Annotated in this window: 8 protein-coding genes and 1 pseudogene; all 9 read left to right on the top strand. The window is 72.7% G+C overall.

Annotated elements, in window-relative coordinates; genetic code table 11:
• Positions 1-5 precede the first annotated feature (5 nt).
• Positions 6-6,386: pseudogene (locus AC07C1_RS05725) on the top strand (amino acid adenylation domain-containing protein); the annotation flags it as partial.
• Complete coding sequence (locus AC07C1_RS05720) at positions 6,386-14,290, top strand: amino acid adenylation domain-containing protein (protein ID WP_478937114.1); 7,905 nt, start codon at positions 6,386-6,388, stop codon at positions 14,288-14,290. The pseudogene AC07C1_RS05725 and the gene AC07C1_RS05720, both read left to right, overlap by 1 nt.
• Positions 14,287-21,441 carry an amino acid adenylation domain-containing protein gene (locus AC07C1_RS05715; RefSeq protein ID WP_478937113.1) on the top strand — a complete coding sequence of 2,385 codons (7,155 nt, stop codon included), beginning with the start codon at positions 14,287-14,289 and terminating at the stop codon, positions 21,439-21,441. The genes AC07C1_RS05720 and AC07C1_RS05715 overlap by 4 nt, the downstream gene beginning before the upstream one ends.
• On the top strand, positions 21,410-22,468 hold the full coding sequence (locus AC07C1_RS05710; protein ID WP_478937112.1) for an ATP-binding cassette domain-containing protein: 1,059 nt from the start codon (positions 21,410-21,412) through the stop codon (positions 22,466-22,468). Before AC07C1_RS05715 ends, AC07C1_RS05710 begins: the two co-directional genes overlap by 32 nt.
• Positions 22,465-23,289, top strand: coding sequence for an ABC transporter permease (locus tag AC07C1_RS05705; RefSeq protein ID WP_478937111.1), 825 nt, complete (start codon positions 22,465-22,467; stop codon positions 23,287-23,289). Before AC07C1_RS05710 ends, AC07C1_RS05705 begins: the two co-directional genes overlap by 4 nt.
• A 29-nt stretch (positions 23,290-23,318) precedes the next feature.
• Entirely contained in the window at positions 23,319-24,173 is an 855-nt protein-coding gene (locus AC07C1_RS05700; protein WP_478937110.1) for a tryptophan 2,3-dioxygenase, read from the top strand.
• A 79-nt stretch (positions 24,174-24,252) separates the two neighbouring features.
• A complete protein-coding gene (locus AC07C1_RS05695) occupies positions 24,253-24,804 on the top strand; it encodes a DUF3995 domain-containing protein (protein ID WP_478937109.1) in 552 nt (183 codons plus the stop codon).
• Position 24,805: 1 nt separating this feature from the next.
• Positions 24,806-25,351, top strand: a complete 546-nt coding sequence (locus AC07C1_RS05690; protein ID WP_478937108.1) for a hypothetical protein — start codon at positions 24,806-24,808, stop codon at positions 25,349-25,351.
• 187 nt (positions 25,352-25,538) lie between these two features.
• Positions 25,539-26,783 (top strand): cytochrome P450, encoded by a 1,245-nt coding sequence (locus AC07C1_RS05685; RefSeq protein WP_478937107.1) that lies wholly within the window; start codon positions 25,539-25,541, stop codon positions 26,781-26,783.
• Positions 26,784-26,785: the final 2 nt, after the last annotated feature.

Genomic DNA, 26,785 nt, shown 5'->3' with positions numbered 1-26,785 from the left:
TTGACATGATGAACGACACCGCGTGCGCGCTGCCGGACGCCGACCTGACGGAGCTGATCGAGGCCCAGGCGGCCCGTACTCCGCGGGCCACGGCCGTGGTCTTCGACGGCGAGTGGCTCACCTACGCCGAGTTCAACGCACGCGCCAACCGGCTCGCCCGGGTGCTGGTCGCCCGCGGCGCCGGGCCGGAGCGTCTGGTCGCGGTCAGCCTGCCGCGCTCCCTCGACCTCCTGGTCGCGCTGCTGGCCGTCCTCAAATCCGGGGCCGGGTACGTGCCGCTCGACCCCGACTACCCGGAAGAGCGGATCCGCTACATCCGCGAGGACGCCCGCCCCGCCCTGCACCTGGACGGCGAACTGCTCGCCGCGGTCGAGGCGGAGGCGGCCGGCCGGCCGGACGGCAACCTCCGCGATGCCGACCGTCTCTGCCCCCTGCGCCCCGAGCACCCGGCCTACGTGATCTACACCTCCGGCTCCACGGGCCGGCCCAAGGGCGTCCTGATCACCCGCCGCAACGTCCTCAACTTCCTGTCCTGCATGGCGGACCGTTTCCCCATGACGGGCGCGGACCGGGTGCTCGGCGTCACCACCGTCGCCTTCGACATCGCCGTGCTGGAGTTCTACCTGCCGCTGATCACGGGGGCCGGGCTGCTGCTCGCCCCGCGGGAGACCGTCATCGACCCGGCCCGCCTCGCCGCCCTCGCCACCGGAGGCGGCGCCACCCTCATGCAGGCCACCCCGTCCCTGTGGCAGGCCCTGACGGCCGAGCAGCCCGAGGCCCTGCGCGGGCTGCGGATGCTGGTCGGTGGCGAGGCCCTGGCGCCGTCCCTCGCGGACACGATGGGCGCCCTCGGCAGCCGGGTCACCAACCTCTACGGGCCGACCGAGACCACGGTCTGGTCCACTGCCGCGGCCGTTCCGGACGGGTCGGTGCTGCCCAACATCGGCGGCCCGATCTGGAACACCCGCGTCCACATCCTCGACGAGCGGCTGCGCCCGAGCGAGGAAGGCGAACTCTACATCGCCGGCGAGGGCCTGGCGCGCGGCTACCGCAACCGGCCCGACCTCACCGCCGAGCGCTTCGTCGCCGACCCGTTCGGCGCGCCGGGGGAGCGGATGTACCGCACCGGCGACCTGGCCCGCAGGCGTCCCGACGGTGAGGTGGACTACCTCGGCCGGGTCGACCACCAGGTCAAGGTCCGGGGTTTCCGGATCGAGCTGGGTGAGATCGAGTCGGTGCTCGCCCAGCACCCGGCCGTCGCCCAGACCGCCGTGGTCGCCCGCGAGGACCGCCCGGGTTCGCCGCTTCTCGCGGCCTACCTGGTCCCGGCCCCGGGCACCGTGTGCCCGTCCGCCGACGAGTTGCGCGAACTGGCCGCACGCTCCCTGCCGGACTACATGGTCCCGGGCGCCTTCGTCACCCTCGGCAGCTTCCCGCTGACGCCCAACGGGAAGCTGGACCGCAGGGCGCTGCCGGCGCCCGACTTCGCCTCCGCCGCCTCCGGCCGGGGTCCCCGGACCCCGCAGGAGGAACAGCTCGCGGGCCTGTTCGCCGACGTGCTCGCGGTGCCGTCGGTGGGCATCGACGACGACTTCTTCCACCTGGGCGGGCACTCGTTGCTCGCCACCCGCCTGGTCAGCCGGATCCGGGCCGCCCTCGGAGTCGAGCTCCAGGTGCGCACGGTCTTCGAGGCGCCCACGGTCGCCGCCCTTGCGGAGCGGCTGGGCGAGGCGGAGACGGCCCGCCCGGCGGTCCTGCCCGCCCTCCGTCCCGAGCGGGTACCGCTGTCGTTCGCGCAGCGCCGGCTGTGGTTCCTGAACCGCCTCGGCAACGGCGGTGCCGCCTACCACCTGCCTTACGCGTTGCGGTTGCGGGGTGTGGTGGATCGTGAGGCGTTGGCGGGCGCGTTGGGTGATGTGGTGGCGCGGCACGAGAGTCTGCGGACGGTGTTCCCGGAGGAGGGGGGTGTGCCGTGGCAGGAGGTGCTGGTGGGGGATGCGGCGCGGCCGGGATTGGAGGTCGTGGAGGTCGCGGAAGGTGTTGATCTGGAGGGGTTGCTGTGTGAGTACGCGGGTCGGGGGTTCGATCTCGCGGGTGAGCTGCCGGTGCGTGCGGTGTTGTTCGTGCTGGGTGGCGAGGAGCAGGTGCTGTTGCTGACGGTGCATCACGTGGCGGCGGACGGCTGGTCGTTGGTGCCGTTGGGGCGGGATCTGGCGGTGGCGTACGAGGCGCGGGTGGCCGGTGGGGTGCCGGGGTGGTCGGCGTTGGGGGTGCAGTACGCGGACTATGCGTTGTGGCAGCGGGAGTTGCTGGGTGAGGAGGGGGATCCGGAGAGTCTTCTGTCGCGTCAGCTGGGTTTCTGGCGGGAGGTGCTCGCGGGTGTGCCGGAGATGCTGGAGCTGCCCACCGACCGTCCCCGTCCCGCGATCGCCAGCCACCGCGGCGCCGGGCACGCCTTCGAGATCCCCGCCGCTCTCGGCCTGCGGCTCGGGACGCTGGCCAAGGACTCCGGCGCCACGTTGTTCATGGTGCTGCAGGCGGGTCTTGCGGCGTTGCTGTCGCGGATGGGCGCGGGTGAGGACATTGCGCTGGGCGGTGCGATCGCCGGGCGTCAGGACGAGGCGCTGGACGATCTGGTCGGGTTCTTCGTGAACACGTTGGTGTTGCGTACGGACGTGTCGGGTGATCCGAGCTTCCGTGAGTTGCTGGGTCGGGTGCGGGAGTGGGACCTGGCGGCGTACGCGCAGCAGGATGTGCCGTTCGAGCGGGTGGTGGACGCGCTGGCGGTGGATCGTTCGCAGGCGCGGCACCCGCTGTTCCAGGTGATGCTCGTCCTGCAGAACACCGCCGCCGCCGAACTGCGTATCCCCGGCGTGCACACCGAGATGAGCCGGGTCGACACCGGTGCGGCCAAGTTCGACCTGGCCTTCGAGATGACCGAGCACCCCGACGGGAGGATCGGTGGCCTGCTCGAATACGCCACGGACCTCTTCGACGCCGCCACCGTAGCGAGCCTCGCCACCCGCCTGGTCCGGCTCCTGGAGGCGGTGGCCACCGACCCCGCCGCCCCGGTCGGCGCGCACGACATCCTGGCCGAGCAGGAGCGCCACAACGTCCTGAGCGGCTGGAACGACGCGGTCGCGGCGCTTGAGCCGCTGACGGTGCCGGAGCTGTTCGCCCGCCGGGTGGCCGCCGCTCCCGGCGCGGACGCGGTGATCTCGGCCGACGGGATCCTCTCGGCCGCCGAACTCGACGCGCGGGCCGGTCGGTTGGCCCGCCGGCTGACGCTGCTCGGGGTGGGCCCGGAGTCACTGGTCGCGCTCGCCCTGCCCCGGTCCACCGTGGACCTGGTGGTCGCCGCGGTGGCGGTGTGGAAGGCCGGCGGCGCCTACCTGCCGGTGGACCCGGCCTACCCGGCGGACCGGATCGCGTACATGCTCGACGACGCCCGCCCGGCGCTCGTGCTGGCCACCGGCGAGACGGTGCTGGGGCTGCCGGAGGGCACCGAGGCCTTCCTGCTCGACGACGACACCGACACCGCCGACTGCGGCGGAGAGCCGGACAGCACACCCACGCCCGCGGTGCTGCCGGCGCACCCGGCGTACGTCATCTACACCTCGGGTTCCACCGGGCGCCCGAAGGGTGTGGTGGTGTCGCACGCGGGTGTGGCCAGTCTGCTGCACACCCAGGCCGAGCGCCTCGGTGTGGGGCCGGGCAGCCGCGTGCTGCAGTTCGCCTCGCCGAGCTTCGACGCGGCGTTCTGGGAACTGTGCATGGGCCTGCTGTCCGGAGCGGCTGTGGTGGTGGCCGGTGCCGCGGATCTCCAGCCGGGCGAGCCGCTGGCCGGCACGCTGCGCACGTACGGCGTCACGCACGCCACGCTGCCGCCGGTGGTGCTGGCGGCGATGGCGGCCGACGACGACCTGCTGCCGCAGGGCACCCTGGTGTCCGCCGGCGAGGCGCTCGCCGGCGAGGTCGCCGACCGCTGGTCGGTGGGCCGCGACCTGATCAACGCCTACGGGCCGACCGAGTCCACCGTCTGCGCCTCCATGAGCGGCCCGGTGACCGCCGGCACCGCGCCGCCGATCGGGCGGCCCGTCGACAACACCCGGCTGTACGTGCTCGACGCCGCGCTTCGGCCGGTGCCGCCCGGGGTGCTCGGCGAGCTGTACCTGGCGGGAGCGGGACTCGCGCGCGGTTACCTCGGGCGCCCGGGGCTGAGCGCGGAGCGGTTCGTCGCCTGTCCGTTCGGCGGGCCGGGCGAGCGGATGTACCGCACCGGCGACCTGGCGCGGTGGCGCCCCGACGGGCAGCTGGAGTACGCGGGCCGGGCCGACGACCAGGTCAAGATCCGCGGCTTCCGCATCGAACTCGGCGAGGTCGAGGCCGTACTGGCCCGGCACGAGACGGTCGGTCAGGTCGCCGCCCTGGTGCGCGAGGACCAGCCGGGCGTGAGGCACCTCGTCGCCTACGTCGTCCCGAGCCCCGGGGCCGAGGCGGTCGTCTCCGGGCTGCGCGCGTACGTGGGCGAGTCGCTGCCCGACTACATGGTTCCGGCAGCGATCGTGGTGCTCGACGCGTTCCCGCAGACCCCCAACGGAAAGCTGGACCGCCGGGCACTGCCCGCCCCCGACCTGTCCGCCGGCGGCGGACGGGCGGCGAGCGGGGCGCGCGAGGAGATCCTCTGCGGGCTCTTCGGTGAACTGCTCGGCCTGAGCGCGGTCGGCGCCGAGGACAGCTTCTTCGACCTCGGCGGCGACAGCATCATGTCCATCCAACTGGTCAGCCGCGCACGACAGGCCGGCCTCGTCGTCACCGCCCAGCACGTTTTCGAGCACAAGTCCCCGGCCGCGCTCGCACGGGTGGCCGTCAGCACCGGACAGACGGAAGTGGGCCCGCTCACCGCGGGCAGCGGCGTCGGCCGGGTACCCGCCACGCCGATCGTGCACTGGCTGCGCGACCGCGGCGGGCCCGTCGGCCGCTTCCATCAGTCCATGCTGCTGCACACCCCGGGCGGCCTCACCCAGGACCAGCTCACCGGCGCGGTGCAGGCCTTGCTGGACCGGCACGACGCGCTGCGCGCCCGCCTGGTGCGCGAGGACGACTGGGCGCTGGAGGTGCCCCAGCCGGGCACGGTCTCCGCGGCCGCGCTGATCCGCCGGACCGTGCTGCCCGGCGCGTCCGACAAGGTGCGGCGCGCGGCCATCGCCGCGAACGCCGAGTCGGCCGCCGGACGGCTCGACCCCGACGCCGGGGTGATGCTCCAGGCGGTCTGGTTCGACGCCGGACCCGACCGGAGCGGAAGACTGCTGCTGCTGGTCCACCACCTGGTCGTCGACGGCGTCTCCTGGCGCATCCTGGTGCCGGACCTCGCCGCCGCCTGCGACGCCCTCGCCCGGAGCGAGAAGCCGGCGCTGCCCCCGGTGGCCACCCCGCTGCGCGCCTGGGCCGAGGCGCTGGGCGAGGCCGCGGCCCGGCGTTCGGGCGAACTCGACCTGTGGCGCAGCCAGTTGGCGGGTGGCGACCCGATCCTGGGCAGCCGGCGCCTGGACCTCGCTCGGGACACCTTCGCCACCGAGAACACCCTGGAGCGGAGCCTGTCCACGGAGCACACCTCGGCCCTGCTGACCCAGGTGCCCGCCGCCTTCCACACCAAGGTCAACGACGTCCTGCTGACCGCCTTCGCGGTGGCCGTCGCGGACTGGCGGGAGCGGCGCGGGCGGGGCGGCGACCCAGCGGTGCTGCTCGACCTGGAGGGGCACGGCCGGGAGGACGTCGTGCCGGGCGCCGACCTGTCCCGCACCGTCGGCTGGTTCACCAGCCTGCATCCGGTACGCCTCGACCCGGGCAGCGCACATCGTGCCGGGTTCTGGAGGGGCGGGGCGGCCGTCGGCGAGGTGCTCAAGGCGATCAAGGAGCAGCTGCGCGCGGTGCCCGACGGGGGCATCGGCTACGGACTGCTCCGCTACCTCACGCCCGCCACACTGCTGCCGCACAGCTCACCGCCGCAGCTCGGCTTCAACTACCTGGGTCGCCTTCCGGCCGCCGACAGCGCCGGGCAGCCGTGGACCGCGGCCCCGGAGGCCGACGCGCTGGGCGGCGGCAGCGACCCGGGGATGCCGCTCACCCACGAAGTGGAGCTCAACGCGCTCACCGAGGACGGCCCCGACGGCCCACGCCTGGTGGCGACCTGGTCGTGGGCCAGGGACCTGCTCACCGAGGCCGAGATCGCCGACCTGGCCGACACCTGGTTCCGCGCCCTTGCCGTACTGGCCGACCACGCCCGCGTGCCCGAGGCCGGTGGGCGTACCCCCTCCGATCTGACCCTCGTCTCACTGTCCCAGGCCGAGATCGACCTGCTGGAAGCCGACTGGAGAACCTCGTAATGACCAAGCCGGGACTCGCCGACGTACTGCCGCTCACGCCGTTGCAGGAGGGGCTGCTCTTCCACGCCCTGTACGACGAGCACTCCGCCGATGTCTACACCGTGCAGCTGGTCTTCGACCTGGAGGGCGCGCTCGACGCGGCCGCCCTGCGAGCGGCGGCCGAGGCGCTGCTGCGCCGCCACCCCAACCTGCGCGCGGGGTTCCGCCACGAGGGGCTCAGCCGCACCGTGCAGGTCGTTCCGCAGACGGTGGAACTGCCCTGGACGGAGACCGACCTGTCGACCGAGACGGACCCGGAGCGGCGAAGCGCCGAACTCGACCGGCTGATCGCCGCCGACCGGGCCGAGCGCTTCGACCTCAGTCGGCCACCCCTGCTGCGCTGCGCCCTGTTCCGGCTCGGCGAAGGCAGTCACCGCCTGGTCCTGACCAAGCACCACATCCTGATGGACGGCTGGTCCATGCCGGTCCTCGTCCGCGAGCTGTTCGAGCTGTACGCGAACCGTGGTGACGAGAGCGCGCTGCCGACGGTCACCCCGTACCGCCAGTACCTCGGCTGGCTGAACGCCCAGGACAAGGACGCGGCCGAGGCGGCCTGGAGCGAGGCGCTCGCCGGACTCGACGGGCCGAGTCTGCTCGCGCCCGCCGACGCGCCGCCGGTCACGGTGCCGCCGCGGCATCTCACCGTGGAGCTTCCGGCGGAGCTGACCGAGCGCCTGCGGGCGCGGGCGCGGCAGCACGGGCTCACCCTCAACACCCTGCTGCAGGGCGCCTGGGCGCTGTTGCTGAGCAAGCTCACCGGTCGCGACGACGTCGTCTTCGGCGCGACCGTGTCCGGCCGGCCGCCGGAGATCCCGGGCATCGAGTCGATGGTCGGCCTGTTCATCAACACGCTTCCGGTGCGCATCGAACTGCCGGCCGCCGAGCCGCTCGCGGACGCCCTGAAGCGGCTGCAGTCCCGGCAGGCCGACCTGATGGCCCATCAGCACCTGGGGCTGACCGAAGTGCAGCGTGTCGCCGGGCACGGCACCCTCTTCGACACCATCGCGGTCTTCGAGAACTACCCCCTCGACCCCGCCGAGCTCCAGCCCGCCGGCGGTGACCTGGAGCTCACCGCACTGCGCGCCACCGACGCCACCCACTACGCGCTCGGGGTCATCGCCGACGTGGCCGACGGCTGCCTGCGGATGCGCCTGGACTACCGCCCCGACCTCTTCGGGACCGAGACGGTGCGCCGCGTCGGTGAGCACCTGACGCGGATCTTCGAGGCCTTCGCCGCGGACCCGACCAGGCCGACCGGCCGCTACGACATCCTCGGCGAGGAGGAGCTGCGGCGCATCGTCGAGGAGTGGAACGAGCGCGGCGAACGGTGCGCGCCGGTCGCCCCGAACACCGTCTCCACCCTCTTCGCCGTGCAGGCCGCCCGCAGCGCCAGGGCCGTCGCCGTCACGTGCGGCGACGAGCAGCTGACGTACGCGCAGCTCGACGCGCGCGCCAACCGGCTGGCCCGGCTGCTGATGCGGCGCGGCGCGGGACCGGAGCGGTTCGTGGCGCTCGCCTTGCCGCGCTCCCCCGACCTGGTGGTCGCCGTCCTCGCGGTGCTCAAGTCGGGTGCGGCATACGTGCCGTTGGACCCCGCCTACCCCGCGGACCGGCTCGCCTACATGCTGGCGGACTCGCGCCCGGTCCTGCTGGTCTCCCGCTCGGACACGGGCCTGCCCGACGGGCTCGGCGACACCGAGCGGCTGCTGCTCGACGCACCGGACACCCAGGCTGCGCTGGCCGCGGAGCCGGTCACCGACCCGGGCGTGCGCGTGCTTCCCCACCACGCCGCGTACGTGATCTACACCTCGGGTTCCACCGGCCGCCCCAAGGGCGTGGTGGTCCCGCACCAGAACGTCATCCGCCTCTTCGGCGCCACCAAGCACTGGTTCCACTTCGGTCGCGAGGACGTGTGGACCCTCTTCCACTCCTACGCCTTCGACTTCTCGGTCTGGGAGTTGTGGGGCCCGCTGCTGCACGGCGGCCGGCTCGTCGTCGTGCCGCACGAGGTCACCCGGTCCCCGGAGGACTTCCTGCGGCTGCTCGTCGACGAACGGGTCACGATCCTCAACCAGACCCCCTCGGCGTTCTACCAGTTGATGCGCGCCGACCGCGAGAACCCGCAGCTCGGGGACGGGTTGACCCTGCGGCACGTCGTGTTCGGCGGCGAGACGCTCGACCTGTGGCGGCTCGCGGACTGGTACACCCGCCACGACGACCGCGCCCCCGTCCTGGTCAACATGTACGGCATCACCGAGACCACGGTGCACGTCAGCCATCTCGAACTGGACGCGCCGGGCGCCGCGGCCGGCCCCGGAAGCATGATCGGCGGCGCCATCCCGGACCTGCGGATCTACGTGCTCGACGGCGGCCTGCGACCCGCCGCACCCGGCGTCGCCGGGGAGATGTACGTCGCCGGCGCCGGGCTGGCGCGCGGCTACCTGGACCGGCCCGACCTCACCGCCGAGCGCTTCGTCGCCGACCCGTTCGGCGCGCCGGGGGAGCGGATGTACCGCACCGGCGACGTGGCCCGCTGGACGGGAGACGGCGCCCTGGAGTTCGTGGGCCGGGCCGACGACCAGGTCAAGGTCCGGGGTTTCCGGATCGAGCTGGGCGAGATCGAGTCGGTGCTCGCCCAGCACCCGGCCGTCGCCGAGGTCGCCGTGATCGTCCGCGAGGACCAGCCGGGCGACAAGCGGATCGTCGCCTACCTGGTCCCGTCGCCCGGACAGGACGGCGAACTGCCGAACGTGCGCGCACACGCCGCCGAGAACCTGCCCGACCACATGGTCCCGGCCGCCTTCACCACTCTCGAACACCTGCCGCTGACCGCCAACAGCAAGCTGGACCGGGCGGCGCTGCCCGCCCCCGACGTCGCGGGCTCCGCCTCCGGGCGGCCACCGCGCGACGCCCGCGAGGAGATCCTCTGCGGCCTGTTCGCGGAGGTGCTCGGCGTCGAACGGGTCACCGTCGACGACGACTTCTTCGAACTGGGCGGGCACTCGTTGCTCGCCACCCGCCTGGTCAGCCGGATCCGTACGGCCCTGGGCGCGGAGCTCGCCATCCGCACCCTCTTCGAGGCACCCACGGTCGCCGCGCTGGCGGAGCGGATCGGCGAAGCGGACGAGGCACGCACCGCGCTGCTGCCCGCCGAACGCCCCGCCCGGGTGCCGCTGTCGTTCGCGCAACGGCGGCTGTGGTTCCTGGACCGCCTGGAGGGCGCCGGCGCCACGTACAACATCCCGTTCGCGTTGCGGTTGCGGGGTGTGGTGGATCGTGGGGCGTTGGCGGGCGCGTTGGGTGATGTGGTGGCGCGGCACGAGAGTCTGCGGACGGTGTTCCCGGAGGAGGGGGGTGTGCCGTGGCAGGAGGTGCTGGCGGGGGATGCGGCGCGGCCGGGATTGGAGGTCGTGGAGGTCGCGGAAGGTGTTGATCTGGAGGGGTTGCTGTGTGAGTACGCGGGTCGGGGGTTCGATCTCGCGGGTGAGCTGCCGGTGCGTGCGGTGTTGTTCGTGCTGGGTGGCGAGGAGCAGGTGCTGTTGCTGACGGTGCATCACGTGGCGGCGGACGGCTGGTCGCTGGTGCCGTTGGGGCGGGATCTGGCGGTGGCGTACGAGGCGCGGGTGGCCGGTGGGGTGCCGGGGTGGTCGGCGTTGGGGGTGCAGTACGCGGACTATGCGTTGTGGCAGCGGGAGTTGCTGGGTGAGGAGGGGGATCCGGAGAGTCTTCTGTCGCGTCAGCTGGGTTTCTGGCGGGAGGTGCTCGCGGGTGTGCCGGAGATGCTGGAGCTGCCCACCGACCGTCCCCGCCCCGCGATCGCCAGCCACCGCGGCGGCATGCTGACCTTCTCCGTAACTCCTGGACTCCACCGCTCGCTGGCCGCCCTGGCGGGCGAGTCGCGCGCCACGTTGTTCATGGTGCTGCAGGCGGGTCTTGCGGCGTTGCTGTCGCGGATGGGCGCGGGTGAGGACATTGCGCTCGGTGGTGCGATCGCCGGGCGTCAGGACGAGGCGCTGGACGATCTGGTCGGGTTCTTCGTGAACACGTTGGTGTTGCGTACGGACGTGTCGGGTGATCCGAGTTTCCGTGAGTTGCTGGGTCGGGTGCGGGAGTGGGACCTGGCGGCGTACGCGCAGCAGGATGTGCCGTTCGAGCGGGTGGTGGACGCGCTGGCGGTGGATCGTTCGCAGGCGCGGCACCCGCTGTTCCAGGTGATGCTCGTCCTGCAGAACACCGGCGGCATCGCCCCCGAACTGCTCGGCCTGGACGTCGAGTCGATCCCCGTCGGCACCGGCGCCGCCAAGTTCGACCTCGGCCTGGAGTTCACCGAGCGGGCCTCCGGCGGCCTCGACGGCCTGGTCGAGTACAGCAGCGACCTGTTCGACCACGCCACCGTCGCCCTGCTGGTCGACCGCCTGCTGCGGCTGCTGGCCGCCGCCGTCGCCGACCCAGGCGCCCCGATCGGCGAACTCGACATCCTGACCGCGCAGGAGCGGCGGCAGATCCTGACCGACCAGGGCGACGCCGCGCGGGAGATCGAGCCGCTGACCGCCGCCGACCTGTACACGCGCCGGGTGGCCGCGGAGCCGCAGGCGCCCGCCCTGGTGACTGGTGACCAGACCCTCTCCGCAGCCGAACTGGACGTACGAGCCAACCAGTTGGCGCGCTTCCTGGAAGTGCTGGGAGTCGGCCCGGAGTCCCTGGTCGCGCTGATGCTGCCGCGCTCCTCGGCGGACCTGGTGGTCGCGGTGCTCGCGGTGTGGAAGGCCGGCGGCGCCTACCTGCCGGTGGACCCGGAGTACCCGCAGGACCGCATCGCCTACATGCTCGACGACGCGAAGCCCGCCCTGGTGCTCACCACCGGCGAGGCCGGCGAACGGCTGCCGGAGGGCACCGAGACCGTCCTGCTCGACGAACTCGACCTCTCGCGCTTCGCCGAGCAGGCACCCGAGGCGGCGCTGACGGCCGCCAACTCCGCGTACGTGATCTACACGTCGGGTTCCACCGGGCGCCCGAAGGGTGTGGTGGTGTCGCACGCGGGTGTGGCCGGCCTGCTGCACACCCAGGCCGAGCGCCTCGGTGTGGGGCCGGGCAGCCGCGTGCTGCAGTTCGCCTCGCCGAGCTTCGACGCGGCGTTCTGGGAACTGTGCATGGGCCTGCTCTCCGGGGCGGCCGTGGTGGTCGCGGGCGCCGAGGGCACTCAACCTGGCGAACCGCTGGCCCACACCCTCAAGACGTACGGCGTCACGCACGCGACCCTGCCGCCGGTGGTGCTGGCGGCGATGGAGGCCGACGCCGACCTGCTGCCGCAGGGCACCCTGGTCTCGGCCGGCGAGGCACTGTCCACCGAGGTCGTCTCCCGCTGGTCGGCCGGCCGCAACCTGATCAACGCCTACGGGCCCACGGAGACCACCGTGTGCGCGTCGATGAGCGGCGCCCTGACCGCAGGCGGGGCGGTGCCGATCGGCCATCCGGTGCTCGGCGGCCGGCTGTTCGTCCTGGACGGCCGGCTGCGCCCGGTGCCCCCGGGTGTGACCGGTGAGCTGTACGTGGCCGGTCCCTCGCTGGCCCGCGGCTACCTGGGCCGCGCCGCGCTGACCGCGGAGCGGTTCGTGGCCTGCCCGTTCGCCGGGCCGGGTGAGCGGATGTACCGCACCGGCGACCTGGTGCGCCGGCGCCGCGACGGGCAGCTGGACTACGTCGGCCGGGCCGACGATCAGGTCAAGATCCGCGGCTTCCGCATCGAGCCGGGTGAGGTCGAGGCAGTCCTCGCCGCGCAGGAGGGCGTGGGCCAGGCGGCCGTGCTGGTGCGCGAGGACCAGCCGGGCGTGCGCCGCCTCGTCGCCTACGTGGCGCCGAGTCACGCCGGTGACGAGACGGCCGCGGTCGAACCCGCCGAGCTGCGGGCCCGGGTGGCCGCGGAACTTCCCGACTACATGGTCCCGGCGGCCGTCATGGTGCTCGACGAGTTCCCGATGACTCCCAACGGCAAGCTGGACCGCAAAGCGCTGCCCGCGCCGGATCTGTCCACCGGCGGCGACGGGCGCGAGGCCCGCGACACCCGCGAGGAGACGCTGCGCGGCCTGTTCCGGGAACTGCTGAACCTGGACACGGTCGGCTTCGACGACAGCTTCTTCGACCTCGGCGGCGACAGCATCCTGTCCATCCAGCTGGTCAGCCGCGCACGGCAGCGCGGCCTGGTCCTCACCCCGCGGCAGGTCTTCCAGCACCGCACGGTCGCCGCGCTCGCCGCCGTCGCCGGAAGCCTGGACCAGGTCGTCGGTGAGGGACCCGACCTCGGCATCGGGGAGATCCCGCTCACCCCGACCGTGCACTGGCTGCGCCAACGCGGTGGCCCCATCGCCAGGTTCAACCAGTCGACGCTGCTGCAGGCGCCGGCCGGCCTCACCGAGGAGCAGCTCGTCGAGGCCCTCCAGGCGGTGCTCGACCACCACGACGCCCTGCGCATGCGGCTGATCCGGGAGACCGGCCAGTGGCGCCTCGAAGTCCCCGCGCGCGGCACCGTCGACGCCACCGACCTCGTGCTGCGCATCGACGCGGCCGACTGTGACACCGCCGCATTGCGGGCGCTCACCTCGCACCAGAGCGAGGCTGCTTGGGGCCGGATCAACCCGGACGAGGGCAGGATGCTCCAGGCGGTGTGGTTCGACGCCGGGCCCGGACGCCCGGGGCGCCTGCTGCTCGTCGCCCACCACCTGGTCGTCGACAACGTCTCCTGGCAGATCCTGGTCCCCGACCTCGCCGCCGCCTGCGAGGCCCTCGCCGACGGCAAGAGGCCCGAGCTGCAGCCGACCGGAACCTCGATGCGGCGTTGGGCCGAGCACCTGGTCGAGCTGGCCCACACCCCGCAGCGCGAAGCCGAGCTCCCGCTGTGGGAGGAGATGCTGGAGTACCCGGACGAGCTGCTCGGCGACCGTCCGCTCGACCCGGGCCAGGACGTCTTCGAGACGATGCGCTTCCTGACCACCACGGAGTCGGCCGAGCACGTCAGGCCGCTGCTGACGTCCCTGCCCGCCGCCTACCACGCGGGCGTCAACGACGTCCTGCTCACCGCGCTCGCCCTGGCCGTCGCCGACTGGCGGGCCGGCCGGGACGACGAGGCCGAGAGTGACGTGCTCGTCGACCTGGAGGGGCACGGCCGCGAGGACCTCGTCGAGGGGGTCGACCTGTCCCGCACCGTGGGCTGGTTCACCAGCCTCCACCCGGTGCGCCTCGACCCGGGCACCTGCGACCTGACCGCCCTGGAGCAGGGCGGACCGGAGGTCGGCGAGGCTCTCAAGCGGATCAAGGAGCAGTTGCGGGCCCTGCCCGACAACGGCATCGGCTTCGGGCTGCTGCGCTACCTCAACCACGGCACCCGGGACGTGCTCAGCGACCTGATCGGCCCGCAGATCAGCTTCAACTACCTGGGCAGGTCTGCTTCGGCCGGCGCCGGCGAGGCTGCGCCCTGGACACCGGTCGCGGACGCGGAGATGGTCGGCGGCGCCGACCTCTCCGGCGGCCGCCCCGACCCGCAGACCCCGTTGACCCACGCCCTCGCCGTCAACGCGATGACCGAGGATCACCCGGACGGGCCGAGGCTGCTGCTCGTCTGGTCCTGGCCGCAGACCCTGCTGCGGGAGACGGACGTACGCGAGATCAGCTCCTGCTTCTCGCGTGCCGTACGGGCTCTCGCGGCCCACGCGGGGCGCCGCGACATCGGCGGACTGACCCCCTCGGACCTCTCGCTGGTCCGCCTCAGCCAGGACGAACTCGACGCCGTCACCGCGAGCGTCGAGCCCCTCGACGTGGACGACTGGGACGACGAGGACGACTTCTCGGACGATTGGGAGATGGCCAAGTGAGCAAGCCCGCGGTGGAGGACATCCTCCCCCTCTCGCCACTTCAGGAGGGCATGCTCTTCCAGGCCCTCTACGACGAGGACGGACCGGACCTCTACGTCCACCAGCTCCTCCTGGACCTCGAGGGCCCCCTGGACGTCAGGGCCCTGCACCGTGCCGCGCGAGTCCTGCTCCAGCGGCACGCCAACCTGCGGGTCGGCTTCCGGCGCGACCGCTCGGCCGGACCTCTCCAACTCGTGCACGGCAAGGTCCGGGTGCCCTGGGCGCAGGTCGACCTGAGCGGCCTCGACGAGGACCGCCGCCTCGCCGAACTCGCCCGCCGCGCCGACGAGGACCGGGCCCTCGGTTTCGACCTGGGCCGCCCGCCGCTGCTGCGCTTCACCGTCTTCCGGCTCGGTCCCGAGCGGTTCCGGCTCATGCTGACCAAGCACCACATCCTGTTGGACGGCTGGTCGGTGCCGGTCCTCGTCCGCGAGCTGTTCGACCTCTACGGCAGCCAGGGCGACCCCTCGGTGCTGCGCCCCGTCACCCCGTACCGCGACTACCTGGCCTGGCTCGCCGAGCAGGACCCGCTGGCGGCGCGCGAGGCCTGGACCGGTGCCCTGAGCGACATCGACGAGCCGACCCTGGTCGCCCCCGTGCACCGGGGCCGGGAACTCGTGCGACCCGGCTGGGCGCGGCACCAGGTGCCGCCGGAGATCACCGAGGGCCTGCTCCGCTTCGCCCGGAGCCACTCGCTGACCGTCAACACGGTCGTCCAGGGCGTGTGGGGCCTGCTGCTCACCGCGCTCACCGGACGAGACGACGTCGTCTTCGGTGCCATCGTCTCCGGGCGGCCGCCGGAGATCCCCGGTGTCGACACCATGGTGGGACTGTTCATCAACACCCTGCCGGTACGGATCAGGTTCCGGCCCGAGGAGACGCTCGCGCAGGCGCTGACCCGGCTCCAGGGCGAGCAGAGCGAACTCCTCGCCCACCAGCATGTCCGGCTCAGCGACGTACAGCAGCTCTCCGGGCACCAGGAGCTGTTCGACACCACGCTCGTCTACCAGAACTACCCGGTCGACCCGACCACCGAGGAACTCGTCGTGGGCGGCGTGCGGTTCAGCGGGGTGGACGGCCGCGACGGCGCGCACTACCCGCTCAACCTCGCCGCCGGGCTCATGGGGGAGGACCTGCACCTGCGCCTGTGCTATGCCCCCGACCTCTTCGACGAGGCGGCCGCCCGCGCCGTACTCGACCGGCTGGTGCGGATGCTCACAGCCGTCGCCGCCGACCCCGGGCAGACCGTCGCCCGCCTCGACCTGCTCTCCCCGGCCGAACGCGGCCGGCTGCTGCGCGACTACAACGACGGCGCCGCCGACGCCGGGGTCACCCCGGCCACCCTGCCCGAGCTGTTCGAGGCCCGCGTCGCCGAGGCCCCCGACGCGCCGGCGCTCATCTTCGGCGACACCACCGTCTCGTACCGCGAACTGGACGAGCGGGCCAACCGGCTGGCCCGCAGGCTGATCGAACTCGGCGCGGCGCCGGAGCAGTTCATCGCGGTGTCGGTGCCGCGCTCCATCGACCTCATCGTCGCGCTGTGGGCGGTCATCAAGTCCGGTGCCGCCTACCTGCCGCTCGACCCCGAGTACCCGGTGGACCGCCTCTCCTTCATGATGGAGGACGCCCGGCCCGGACTGCTGATCGCCACCACCGGGACCGCCGCGCTCCTGGACGGCCTGGCACCCGAGGTGCCCCGCCTCGTCATGGACGCGCCCGGCACCAGAGACGAACTGCGGGCCCGGGACTCCTCGGTGGTCACCGACGCCGAGCGCCGCGCCCCGCTGACCACCGCGCACCCGATGTACGTCATCTACACCTCGGGTTCCACCGGCCGCCCCAAGGGCGTCGTCGTCGCGCACCACGGTCTGGCAAGCCTGGTCGCCACCCAGGCCGCGGCCGTCCAGCCGGGCCCCGGCAGCCGGGTCCTGCAGTTCGCCTCGGTCAGCTTCGACGCGGGCTTCTGGGACATCTCCATGGGCCTGCTCTCCGGAGCCGCCCTGGTTCTCGCCCCCTCCGACGAACTGCTGCCCGGTGACCCGCTGGCCGCCCTGGTCCGCCGCCACCGGATCACCCACGCCACGCTGCCGCCGGTGGCGCTGGCCTCGCTTCCGGCCGAGGAGGACATCCTCGTCGGCGCCACGCTGGTCTCCACCGGTGATGCCTGCACCCCCGAACTGGTCGCCCGCTGGGCGCCGGGCCGGCGCCTGCTCAACGGCTACGGCCCCACCGAGACCACCGTGGGCGCCACCATGAGCGGTCCGCTCTCCGTGGGCGGCACCCCGCCCATCGGGCACCCATTCGTCAACGCGCGGGTGTATCTGCTGGACCGCTGGCTGCGCCCGGTGCCCGAAGGCTCCGTAGGCGAGATATACCTCTCCGGCCCCGGTCTCGCCCGCGGTTACCACGACCGGCCCGCGCTCACCGCGCAGCGGTTCGTCGCCGACCCGTTCGGCCCGCCCGGCGCCCGCCTGTACCGCTCCGGCGACCTCGGCCGCCGGCGACCCGACGGCCAGCTGGAGTTCGTCGGCCGCGCCGACAACCAGGTCAAGGTCCGCGGCTTCCGGATCGAGCTGGGTGAGATCGAGTCGGTGCTCGGCGGGCACGAGAGTGTCGGCCACGCCGTGGTCGTCGTCCGCGAGGACGAGCCGGGTGACAAGCGCATCGTCGGCTACGTGCTCGCCGCCGGCGAGCAGCGTCCCGAACCCGAGGTGCTGCGTGAGCACATCGGCGCCGTGCTGCCCGAGTTCATGGTGCCGTCCGCCATCGCCGTTCTGGACGAGTTCCCGCTCACGCCCAACGGCAAGGTCGACCGCAAGGCCTTGCCCGCGCCGGAGATGGCCGCCTCCAGCGGCGGCCGGGCTCCCGAGACTCCGGAGGAGGAGGCACTCTGCGCGCTCTTCGCCGATGTCCTCGGCCTGGACGCGGTCGGCGTGGAGGACAGCTTCTTCTCGCTCGGCGGCCACTCGCTGCTCGCCACCCGCCTGGTCAGCCGGGTTCGCTCCGACTTCGGCGTGGAGCTCGCCATCCGCGCCCTGTTCGAGGCGCCCACCCCGGCCGAGCTGGCCCAGCGGATCGTCGCCGCCGGCGGCGCCCGACCGCCGCTGCGCGCCGTCGAGCGGCCCGAGACCGTGCCGCTGTCCTTCGCCCAGCGGCGGCTGTGGTTCCTCAACCGCATGGAGGGCGCGAGCGCGACCTACAACATCCCGCTCGCGATACGCCTGCACGGCACCATCGACCGTGCCGCCCTCAACACCGCGCTCGCCGACCTCTCGGAGCGGCACGAGTCGCTGCGCACCGTCTTCCCCGCCACCGACGGCGAGCCCCGCCAGGAGGTGCTGCCGCTGGAGCGCGGCCGGAGCGTGTTCACCTTCGCCTCCGCCGGCGAGGACGAGCTGGAGCGGCTGATCGCCGCCGAGGCCGCCCGCGGCTTCGACCTGACCAGCGAACTCCCCGTGCGCGCCCTGCTGTTCAGCACCGGTCCCGAAGAACACGTGCTGCTCCTGGTGTTGCACCACATCGCCACCGACGGCTGGTCGATGGCTCCGCTGGCTCGCGACTTCGCCGCCGCCTACGCTGCCCGCAGGGAAGGCTCGGCGCCGCGCTTCGAGCCGCTGCCGGTGCAGTACGCGGACTTCGCGCTCTGGCAGCGCAGCCTCCTCGGCGACGAGGCGGACGAACGCAGCGTCGCCGCCCAGCAGATCGCCCACTGGAAGCGCACCCTGGCCGGGCTGCCCGACCAGTTGGAGCTTCCGCTGAGCCGGCCGCGTCCGGCCGTGCTCGGCAACCGTGGCGACGGCGTCCGCTTCACCCTGGACGCCCGGCTGCACGCCCGGCTCGCCCGGCTCGCCCACGACACCCGGGCCAGCATGTTCATGGTGCTCCAGGCGGGCTTCGCCGCCGTGCTCACCGCGGAGGGCGCCGGCACCGACATCCCCGTCGGCACCCCGGTCGCCGGACGCACCGACGACGCCCTCGACGACCTCGTCGGCTTCTTCGTCAACACCCTGGTGCTGCGCACCGACACCTCCGGCACCCCCACCTTCCGTGAACTGGTCGCCCGCGTACGCGAGACGGACCTCGCCGCGTACGCACACCAGGACCTGCCGTTCGAGCGCCTGGTCGAGGTGCTCAATCCGACCCGGTCGCTGGCCAGGCACCCGCTGTTCCAGGTGCTGTTCTCGGTGCACAACAACGCCGAGGCCGACTTCCACCTCGACGGCACCACGACCAGCCCGTACGCCGCCGACTCCGAGGTGGCCAAGTTCGACCTGGCCGTGCACCTCGGGGAACGCTTCGACGCCGCGGGAACCCCGGACGGCATCGACGGGGTGCTGCAGTTCAACACGGAGCTGTTCGACCCGGCCACCGCCGAACGGCTCGCCACGCGTCTGGGCACCCTGCTCACCGCCGCCACCGACCACCCCGACACCCCGGTGAACACCCTCGACGTGCTCACCGGCGACGAGCGCCATGCACTGCTGGCCCACGGCGACGGCGGCAGCGGCGGCCCGACGGGCACCCTGCCCGAGCTGTTCGAGGCCCAGGTGCGGCGCACCCCGCAGCACACCGCCGTCAGCACCGCCAAGGAGCGGCTGACCTACGAGGAGCTGAACTCCCGCGCCAACCGGCTCGCCCGCAGGCTGGTGGCCCGCGGCGCCGGGCCCGAGAGGACGGTGGCGATCTGCCTGCCGCGCTCGGTGGACCTGGTCGTCGCCCTTCTCGCCGTGCTGAAGTCCGGCGCCGCCTATGTGCCGCTCGACCCGGAGCACCCGGTGCAGCGCACCCGGTTCGTGCTGTCCGACGCCCGCCCCGTGCTCGTCGTCACCGAGTCGGGCACCGCCTCCGGTCTGCCGGCCGACGGAACCCCGAGGCTGCTGCTCGACGAGATCGACTCGCTCGACGACCTCGACACCCTCGCCGCCCTGGCGGCCGGCGAGGCGCGCGAGACGACCGACGACTCGATGACCGTGATGCTGTTCACCGGGTTGAGCGACGCCGACCTCACTGACGCGGAGCGGATCGCCCCGCTGGCGCAGGCGCACCCCGCCTACCTCATCTACACCTCGGGCTCGACCGGCCGCCCCAAGGGCGTGGTGGTCGAACACCGCTCGGTCACCGACTACCTGAGCTGGACGTCGGCCGCCTATCCGAGCGCCGCCGGGGCCGCGCTGCTGCACTCCCCGGTGACGTTCGACCTGACCGTGACCGCCCTGTACACGCCGCTGGTCACCGGCGGCCACGTCCGGCTCGCCGCGCTCGACGACGCGCCGGACCCCGGCACCGACGTCACCTTCCTGAAGGCCACCCCGAGCCACCTGCCGCAGCTCGCCACCCTCCCCGAGGCGCACACGCCCTCCGGTGAGCTCCTCCTCGGCGGCGAGGCGTTGGGCGCGGAGGCCGTCGCCGGATTCCGCAACCGTCGCCCCGGCACCACCGTGGTGAACGTCTACGGGCCGACCGAGGCCACCGTCAACTGCACCCAGTACCGCATCGAGCCGGGCGCGGACCTGCCCGACGGGCCGGTACCGATCGGGCGCCCCTTCGCCGGCACGCGCGCCTACGTGCTGGACGCTTGGCTGCGCCCGGTGCCGGCGGGGGTGCGGGGCGAGCTGTACATCGCGGGCCGCAGCCTGGCGCGCGGCTACCTCGACCGGGCCGCGCTCACCGGCGAGCGCTTCGTCGCCGACCCCTTCGGGCCGGCCGGCACCCGGATGTACCGCACCGGGGACCTGGCGTACTGGAACCGCGAGGGCCAGCTCGTCTACGCGGGCCGCGCCGACGGGCAGGTCAAGCTGCGCGGCTTCCGTATCGAGACCGGCGAGGTGGAGGCCGTGCTCGCCCGGCATCCCGGCGTGCGGCGGGCCGCGGTGGTGCTGCGCGAGGACATCCCGGGTGACCAGCGCCTGGTCGCCTACGTCACCGGCGACCCGGTGCCCGGGGCGGAGGAACTGCGCACGCTGGTCGCCGAGTCGGTGCCCGAGTACATGGTCCCGGCCGCGTTCGTCGCCCTGGAGGAGCTGCCGCTGACCCACAACGGCAAGCTCGACGTACCCGCGCTGCCGAGGCCCGGCTTCAGCTCCGAGCGGGAGTTCCGCGCGCCGCGCACCGAACGCGAGGAGCTGCTGTGCCGGCTGTTCGCCGAGGTGCTCGGTACCGAACCGGTCGGCATCGACGACGACTTCTTCGAACTGGGCGGGCACTCCCTGCTGATCCTGCGGCTGGCCGGCCGGATCCGCGAGACACTCGGCGCGGACCTCACGATCCGCACCCTCTTCGAGGCCCCGACGGTCGCCCGCCTCGAACCGCGGCTCGGCTCCGACACCCTCGACGACGCCCTGGACGTCCTGCTGCCGCTGCGTGCCGGCGGTGACCTGCCCCCGCTGTTCTGCGTGCACCCCGGGCTCGGTGTCGGCTGGGTGTACTCCGGTCTCGTCCCCGCGCTGGAACGCGACCGGCCGCTCTACGCTCTGCAGGCCCGCGGGTTGACCGGGCACGGCGAACTGCCGGCCGGTCCTGAGGAGATGGCGGACGACTACCTGGCACAGATCCGCAGGATCCAGCCCGAGGGCCCATACCACCTGCTCGGTTGGTCCTTCGGCGGTCTGGTGGCGCACCTGATGGCCACCAGGCTCCAGGCCGAGGGCGAGGAGGTCGCGCTGCTGGCCCTGATGGACGCCTACCCGACCGGGCGCCGGCGCGCGGAGTTCCAGGGCGACGAGTTCCTGCGCGAACTCGCCTCGCTCACCGGTCAGGCGCCCGCCGAGGACGGCACCGGGCTGGACCACGTCGCCGTGGCCGAGCTGCTCAGCGGTGGCGAGAACGCCCTGGCCGGCCTGGAGGCCCGCCACGTGGCGGCGATCGAACGGGTCGCCGCGAACAACCAGGCCGTCGGCGACGTTCTGCGGCCCGGCGAGTTCCGCGGCGACGTGCTGTATTTCCTCGCCACGGAAGGGCGCGACGCGGGAGCGCCGAGCGTGCAGTCCTGGCAGGCGTACGTGACGGGGCGACTGGAGATCCACGAAGTCGCCTGCACTCACGACGAGATGACCCGTCCCGAACCGATCTCCCGGATCGGCCATGTGGTCGCGGACCGACTCCGCGGCGAGTGAGGAGCTGAAAGTGAACCTGGCGATCGAAGCCGAGGGACTGCGCAAGCGCTACGGCGACCACGAGGCCCTGCGCGGCCTGAACCTGCACGTCCCGGCCGGTACCGTGCTCGGAGTGCTCGGCCCGAACGGCGCGGGCAAGACCACGACGGTGCGCATCCTGTCCACCCTGATCCAACCCGACGCGGGCACCGCCCGGGTCGCGGGGTACGACGTGCAGCGCGACCGCCGGCAGGTCCAGCGCTCCATCGGTCTCACCGGCCAGTACGCGGCCGTCGACGAGACGCTCACCGGCGCCGAGAACCTGTGGATGGTGGGCATGCTCCAGCGGATGCGCCGGGGGCCGGCCAAGCGGCGGGCGAGCGAACTGCTCGAACGGTTCCGCCTCACCGACGCAGCCGACCGGCCCGCCGGCACCTACTCGGGCGGCATGCGTCGCCGTCTCGACCTGGCGGTCAGCCTGATAGCCAGGCCCTCCGTGATCTTCCTCGACGAGCCGACCACCGGGCTCGACCCGGCGAGCAGGCTCGACCTGTGGGAGATGATCCGCGAGCAGGTCGCCGCAGGTGTCACCGTGCTGCTCACCACCCAGTATCTGGAGGAGGCCGACGAGTTGGCCGACCGGATCGTGGTGATCGACTCCGGTCAGGTGATCGCCGACGGGACCTCGGACCAGCTCAAGCGCACGGTCGGTGGCGAACGCCTGGAGGTCGGCCTCGCCGACCCGGCCTGGCAGCCCACCGCGCACGCCGCCCTGGCTCAGGCCCTGCGCACGATGCCGGTGACCAGCGAGGACGGCCGCACGCTGTCCGTGCCGGTCGTCGGCGGGCTGCATGACGTCACCGAGGCCGCCCTCGCACTGCGGGCCGCCCAGGTGCCGGTGACGGACTTCGCCGTCCGCCGCCCCTCCCTCGACGACGTCTTCCTCAGCCTCACCGGGCGCGCCCAGGACGGCGCGGGCGCAGGCAAACCACCCGCGCCGGCCGGCACGCCCACTCTGCACCCGACCCACGAGAGGAGCGCGGTATGAGCGCCACAGCGCAGCCCATGGCGGGCGAGCGGCCGCTGTCGGCGGTGAGCGACGGACTGATCTGCTTCGAACGGCACCTGCGCCACCTGCGGCGCAAGCCCGGCCAGCTGGTCAACGCGGTGCTGTTGCCGACCGTGTTCGTCCTGCTCTTCGGAGTGCTGTTCGGCAGCGTCATCCACGTCCCGCACGGCGGATACGCCGAGTTCATCATGGCGGGCATCTTCATCCAGGGCGTCATGAGCGCCGTCCCCGGCACCGCCGTCGGCACCGTTGACGACCTGCGCAACGGGCTCGTCGACCGCTTCCGCTCGCTGCCCATGTCGGGCGCCGCGGTCCTCCTCGGCCGCACCCTCGGCGACACCGTGCTGCGCGCCCTCGGCTGCGTCGCCATGGCGGCCGTCGGCCTCGGCATCGGCTGGCGTACGCACGAGAGCCCGGCGAAGGTCGCCGCCGGGTTCGGCGTCCTGCTGCTGTTCGGCTTCACCATGGCCTGGTTGGGGGCGCTCATCGGCCTCTCGGTCGGCGACCCCGCGACCGCCTCGCAGGTGCCGTCGCTGCTTCTGATGCCGGTGCTGTTCCTGTCGAACGCCTTCATTCCGCTCACAGGGCTGCCGCACTGGCTGACGGTGGCCGCACAGTGGAACCCGCTGAGTTCCGTGGTCGGCGCCTGCCGCGAGCTGTGGGGCAACCCCTCGGCGACCACCACGCACTCCTTTCCGGCCGATCACCCCGTGCCGCTCAGCCTGGCCTGGATGGCCGTCATCCTCGCGGTCGTCGCGCCCATGGCCGTCCGCAAGTACCGTACTGCCGCAGCTCGTTGAGCGGCACGACCGAGGGGGGACCTCACGTGATGCCCAGTACCGCCGTCGAACCCCGCATACGAGCCGAGGCCGAAGTCGAACCGCTGTCGTACGGCTCGTACCTGGAGGTTCCCGGGCTGCTGACGTTGCAGCGCCCGCGCACCGGGGCCCACGACGAGATGCTCTTCATCGTCACTCACCAGGCCATCGAGCTGTGGTTCCGGTGCGTGCTCCACGAGCTGGAGGAGGTGCGCGAGGCGCTGGCGGGGGAGCGCTTCGGGAACGCCCGCCGGGGCCTGCGCCGGGTGATACGGATCGTCTCGCTGGTGCTGGATCACGTCGACGTGCTCACCACCATGACCCCGGCCGGCTTCAACGAGTTCCGTGGCGCCCTCGGTGAGTCCAGCGGGTTCCAGTCGGTGCAGTTCCGCGAGCTGGAGATGCTCTCCGGCATGCGCGACCGCCGCTACCTCAACCTGCCCGGAGCCACCCCCGCGGAGCGGGAGCGGCTGCAGCTGCGCTTCCAGGAGCCCAGCCTGCACGACGTCTTCACCCAGGTCCTCCAGCGCCGCGGGCTCACCCCCGAGGAGCTGTTCGGGCCCGACCTGCTGGTGGACGAGCTGCGCGACACCGCCGAGGACCTTCTGGAGTACGACGCCCTCTTCCACCGATGGCGCTACCAGCACTGGCTCCTCGTCATCCGCGCGCTGGGCACCCGGCCCGGCAGCGGCGGCACTTCGGGCTCCGAGTTTCTCCGCTCCACTCTGGACAAGTGGTTCTTCCCCGAGTTGCACGACGCGCGCAGCCACGTGCACGCGGCACCCGAGGAGGAGCCGGCCACCGGCCCGCAGGGCGAGGCCGCCTACGGTTGCCCCATGGGGCACGGATCCGGCCTGCAAAGCTGACAGGGTGGGGCGGGCCGGTCGCACACGGGCGGCCGGCCCGCCCGCACTGTCCGGCACTCCTCACTCCGATGGGAATCTGATGCACAACACGCTCACGGCACGCGACCGCCTCTGGACCCTGGTGGCCGAGCGGGCTCGCCGGTCCCGGCCCGCGCGGACGTGGGAGCGCAGAACGGGCTTCGTCGCCTGCTTGTGGATGACCGTGTTCGCCGGGTTCCACACCTACTGGGCGCTGGGCGGAACCCTGGGGCTGCCGCCCCACCAGTCCCTGGTCGACAACAAGCCGCTGTTCGTCATCGATTTGATCGCCATCCCGATGAACCTGGTGGGCGCCGTCGGCGCGCTCGCCCTGGTGCAGGACTGGGGCATGGCCTTCCCCCGCTGGTTCGTCCTGGGCGGCGCCTGGTTCTGCGCCGTGCTGATGATCTGCCACTCGGCGCCCAGCATGGTGGATCTGGCCGTCTTCCTCACCGGGCAGCGTGACAAGCCGCTGACCGGCGACGAGCGCTTCAGCGTCCTCGTGTACGAGCCGTACTGGATGCTCGGCGGGATCCTGTTCACCTTCCTCGCGCGCGGCTTCCAGCGGCGCACCCGGCGCTCCTACGGAGCCATACACGCAGAGGTGGCCTGACATGGCGGACCGGGCACTGGACCGACTCCTGCCCCGCTGGGACCACCGGGAGCGGCACGACGTGGCGGTGCGCGCGCCGTGCGAGCGGGTGCTGCGGGCGGTGGAGGAGACGAGGTGGCGAGATCTGCCGCTGTGCCACGCCATGTTGATGTTCGGCTCCTTCGGGACCAAACGCGACAAGGCGAACGAGCCTTTCATCACCTCCATGACCCATGGCGGATTCACCGAACTCCATCGCGACGAAGACCAGTTGGTGATCGGTGCGGTGGTGTCCATCGAGGAGCCGAAGGGCCCGGCCACCCTCGCCGAACCGCTGGGCGAGGCCTTCGCCGCCTTCGACCGCCCCGGCCACTACAAGGTCGCTTTCGACTTCCGGGTCGTCGAGGGGCGGCTGACCACCGAGACCAGGGTGATCAGCACCGACGAGGTGGCCCGGCGCCGCTTCGCCCGCTACTGGGCGCTCATCCGGCTGCCCAGTGGCCTGATCCGCCGCGAGTGGTTGCACGGCATCCGCCGGCGCGCCGAGGAACAGGCGGCCCGGCCCTAGGGGGTGTCCGCACACTCCCTTCCCCAGCCTCGCGTCGCGATGCCCGCTCTGCCGAGCGGGCGGACGGCAGGAGGCTGACGACAGGACCTGGCGCACCACGGAACAGGCCGCCCGGTCCTGGCGGCGCGAACAAGTCGCAAGCCCCACAAGCCAGTCACCGACCGTCGACGAGACCGGAACCGCCGAGATGACCACAAGCACCGACACCGTCCCCGCCCTGAACGGCGACCTGGACGCCGTTGACCTCACCGATCCCCGCACCTTCGTGACCGACACCGCGGACGGGCTGCACGACCTGTGGCAGCGCTTCCGCACCGAGCGGCCCGTCCACCACCACCGGCCCACCGGCGGCAAGCCGGCGTTCTGGGCCCTCACCCGCTACGACGACGTGGTGGCCGTCTACAAGGACAACGCGCGCTTCACCTCCGAGCGTGGCAACGTACTCGCCACCCTGCTGCAGGGCGGCGACTCGGCAGCCGGCAAGATGCTGGCCGTCAGCGACGGCGCACGTCACCGTGCCATCCGCACCCTGATGCTCAAGTCGTTCTCGCCGCGCGCCCTGAGCCATGTGGTGGAGCAGGTGAACAAGCGCACCCGGGACCTGCTCGGCCAGGTCCTCGACCGGGAGAGCTTCGACTACGCGGAGGCGATCGCCGAGCACATCCCGATGGGCACCATCTGCGACCTGATGGCGGTGCCCCCGCAGGACCGGCAGCCGCTGCTCGACTGGAACAAGCAGGTGCTGAGCGCGGACAACAGCGACGGCAGCCCCGAGGACGCCTGGCTGGCCCGCAACGAGATCCTGCTGTACTTCTCCGACCTGGCCCGCCACCGCCGCAAGAAGCCCGGTGACGACGTCGTCAGCACCCTCGCCACCGCCGAGATCGAGGGGCGCCCGCTGACCGAGGAGGAGATCGTCTTCAACTGCTACAGCCTCATCATCGGTGGTGACGAATCCAGCAGGATGGCCTCCATCGGCACGATCCTCGCCTTCATCGAACACCCCGAGCAGTGGCGGTCGTTCAAGGCGGGCGAGGTCACCGTCGACAGCGCCACCGAGGAGGTGCTGCGCTGGACCACGCCGGCGATGCACTTCGGCCGCCGGGCCAAGGAGGACGTGGAGATCGGCGGCCGGACCATCCCGGCGGGGGACATCGTCACACTGTGGAACACCTCCGCCAACTTCGACGAGACCGTCTTCGCCGACCCCCGCCGCTACGACCTGGCCCGCACCCCCAACAAGCACGCGACCCTCGGCTTCGGCCCGCACTTCTGCCTGGGCGCCTTCCTCGGCCGCGCGGAGTTGAAAGCACTGCTGTCCTCGCTGCGCGAGATGGTGGCGAGCGTCGAGCCCCGGGGCACCGCCGAGCGGGTGTACTCCAACTTCCTGTACGGATACAGCAGCGCGCCCGTGTCCCTGCGCTCCGCCTGAAC

The organism is Streptomyces sp. NPDC045022 (assembly GCF_056432605.1).
This window is presented reverse-complemented; position numbering and strand designations above follow the sequence as displayed.

Excerpts from the sequence above, each read along its gene's own strand:
- AC07C1_RS05720 (WP_478937114.1), top strand. The coding sequence starts at position 6,386 with ATGACCAAGCCGGGACTCGCCGACGTACTGCCGCTCACGCCGTTGCAG.
- AC07C1_RS05710 (WP_478937112.1), top strand. The coding sequence starts at position 21,410 with ATGTGGTCGCGGACCGACTCCGCGGCGAGTGAGGAGCTGAAAGTGAAC.
- AC07C1_RS05705 (WP_478937111.1), top strand. The coding sequence starts at position 22,465 with ATGAGCGCCACAGCGCAGCCCATGGCGGGCGAGCGGCCGCTGTCGGCG.
- AC07C1_RS05700 (WP_478937110.1), top strand. The coding sequence starts at position 23,319 with ATGCCCAGTACCGCCGTCGAACCCCGCATACGAGCCGAGGCCGAAGTC.
- AC07C1_RS05695 (WP_478937109.1), top strand. The coding sequence starts at position 24,253 with ATGCACAACACGCTCACGGCACGCGACCGCCTCTGGACCCTGGTGGCC.
- AC07C1_RS05690 (WP_478937108.1), top strand. The coding sequence starts at position 24,806 with ATGGCGGACCGGGCACTGGACCGACTCCTGCCCCGCTGGGACCACCGG.
- AC07C1_RS05685 (WP_478937107.1), top strand. The coding sequence starts at position 25,539 with ATGACCACAAGCACCGACACCGTCCCCGCCCTGAACGGCGACCTGGAC.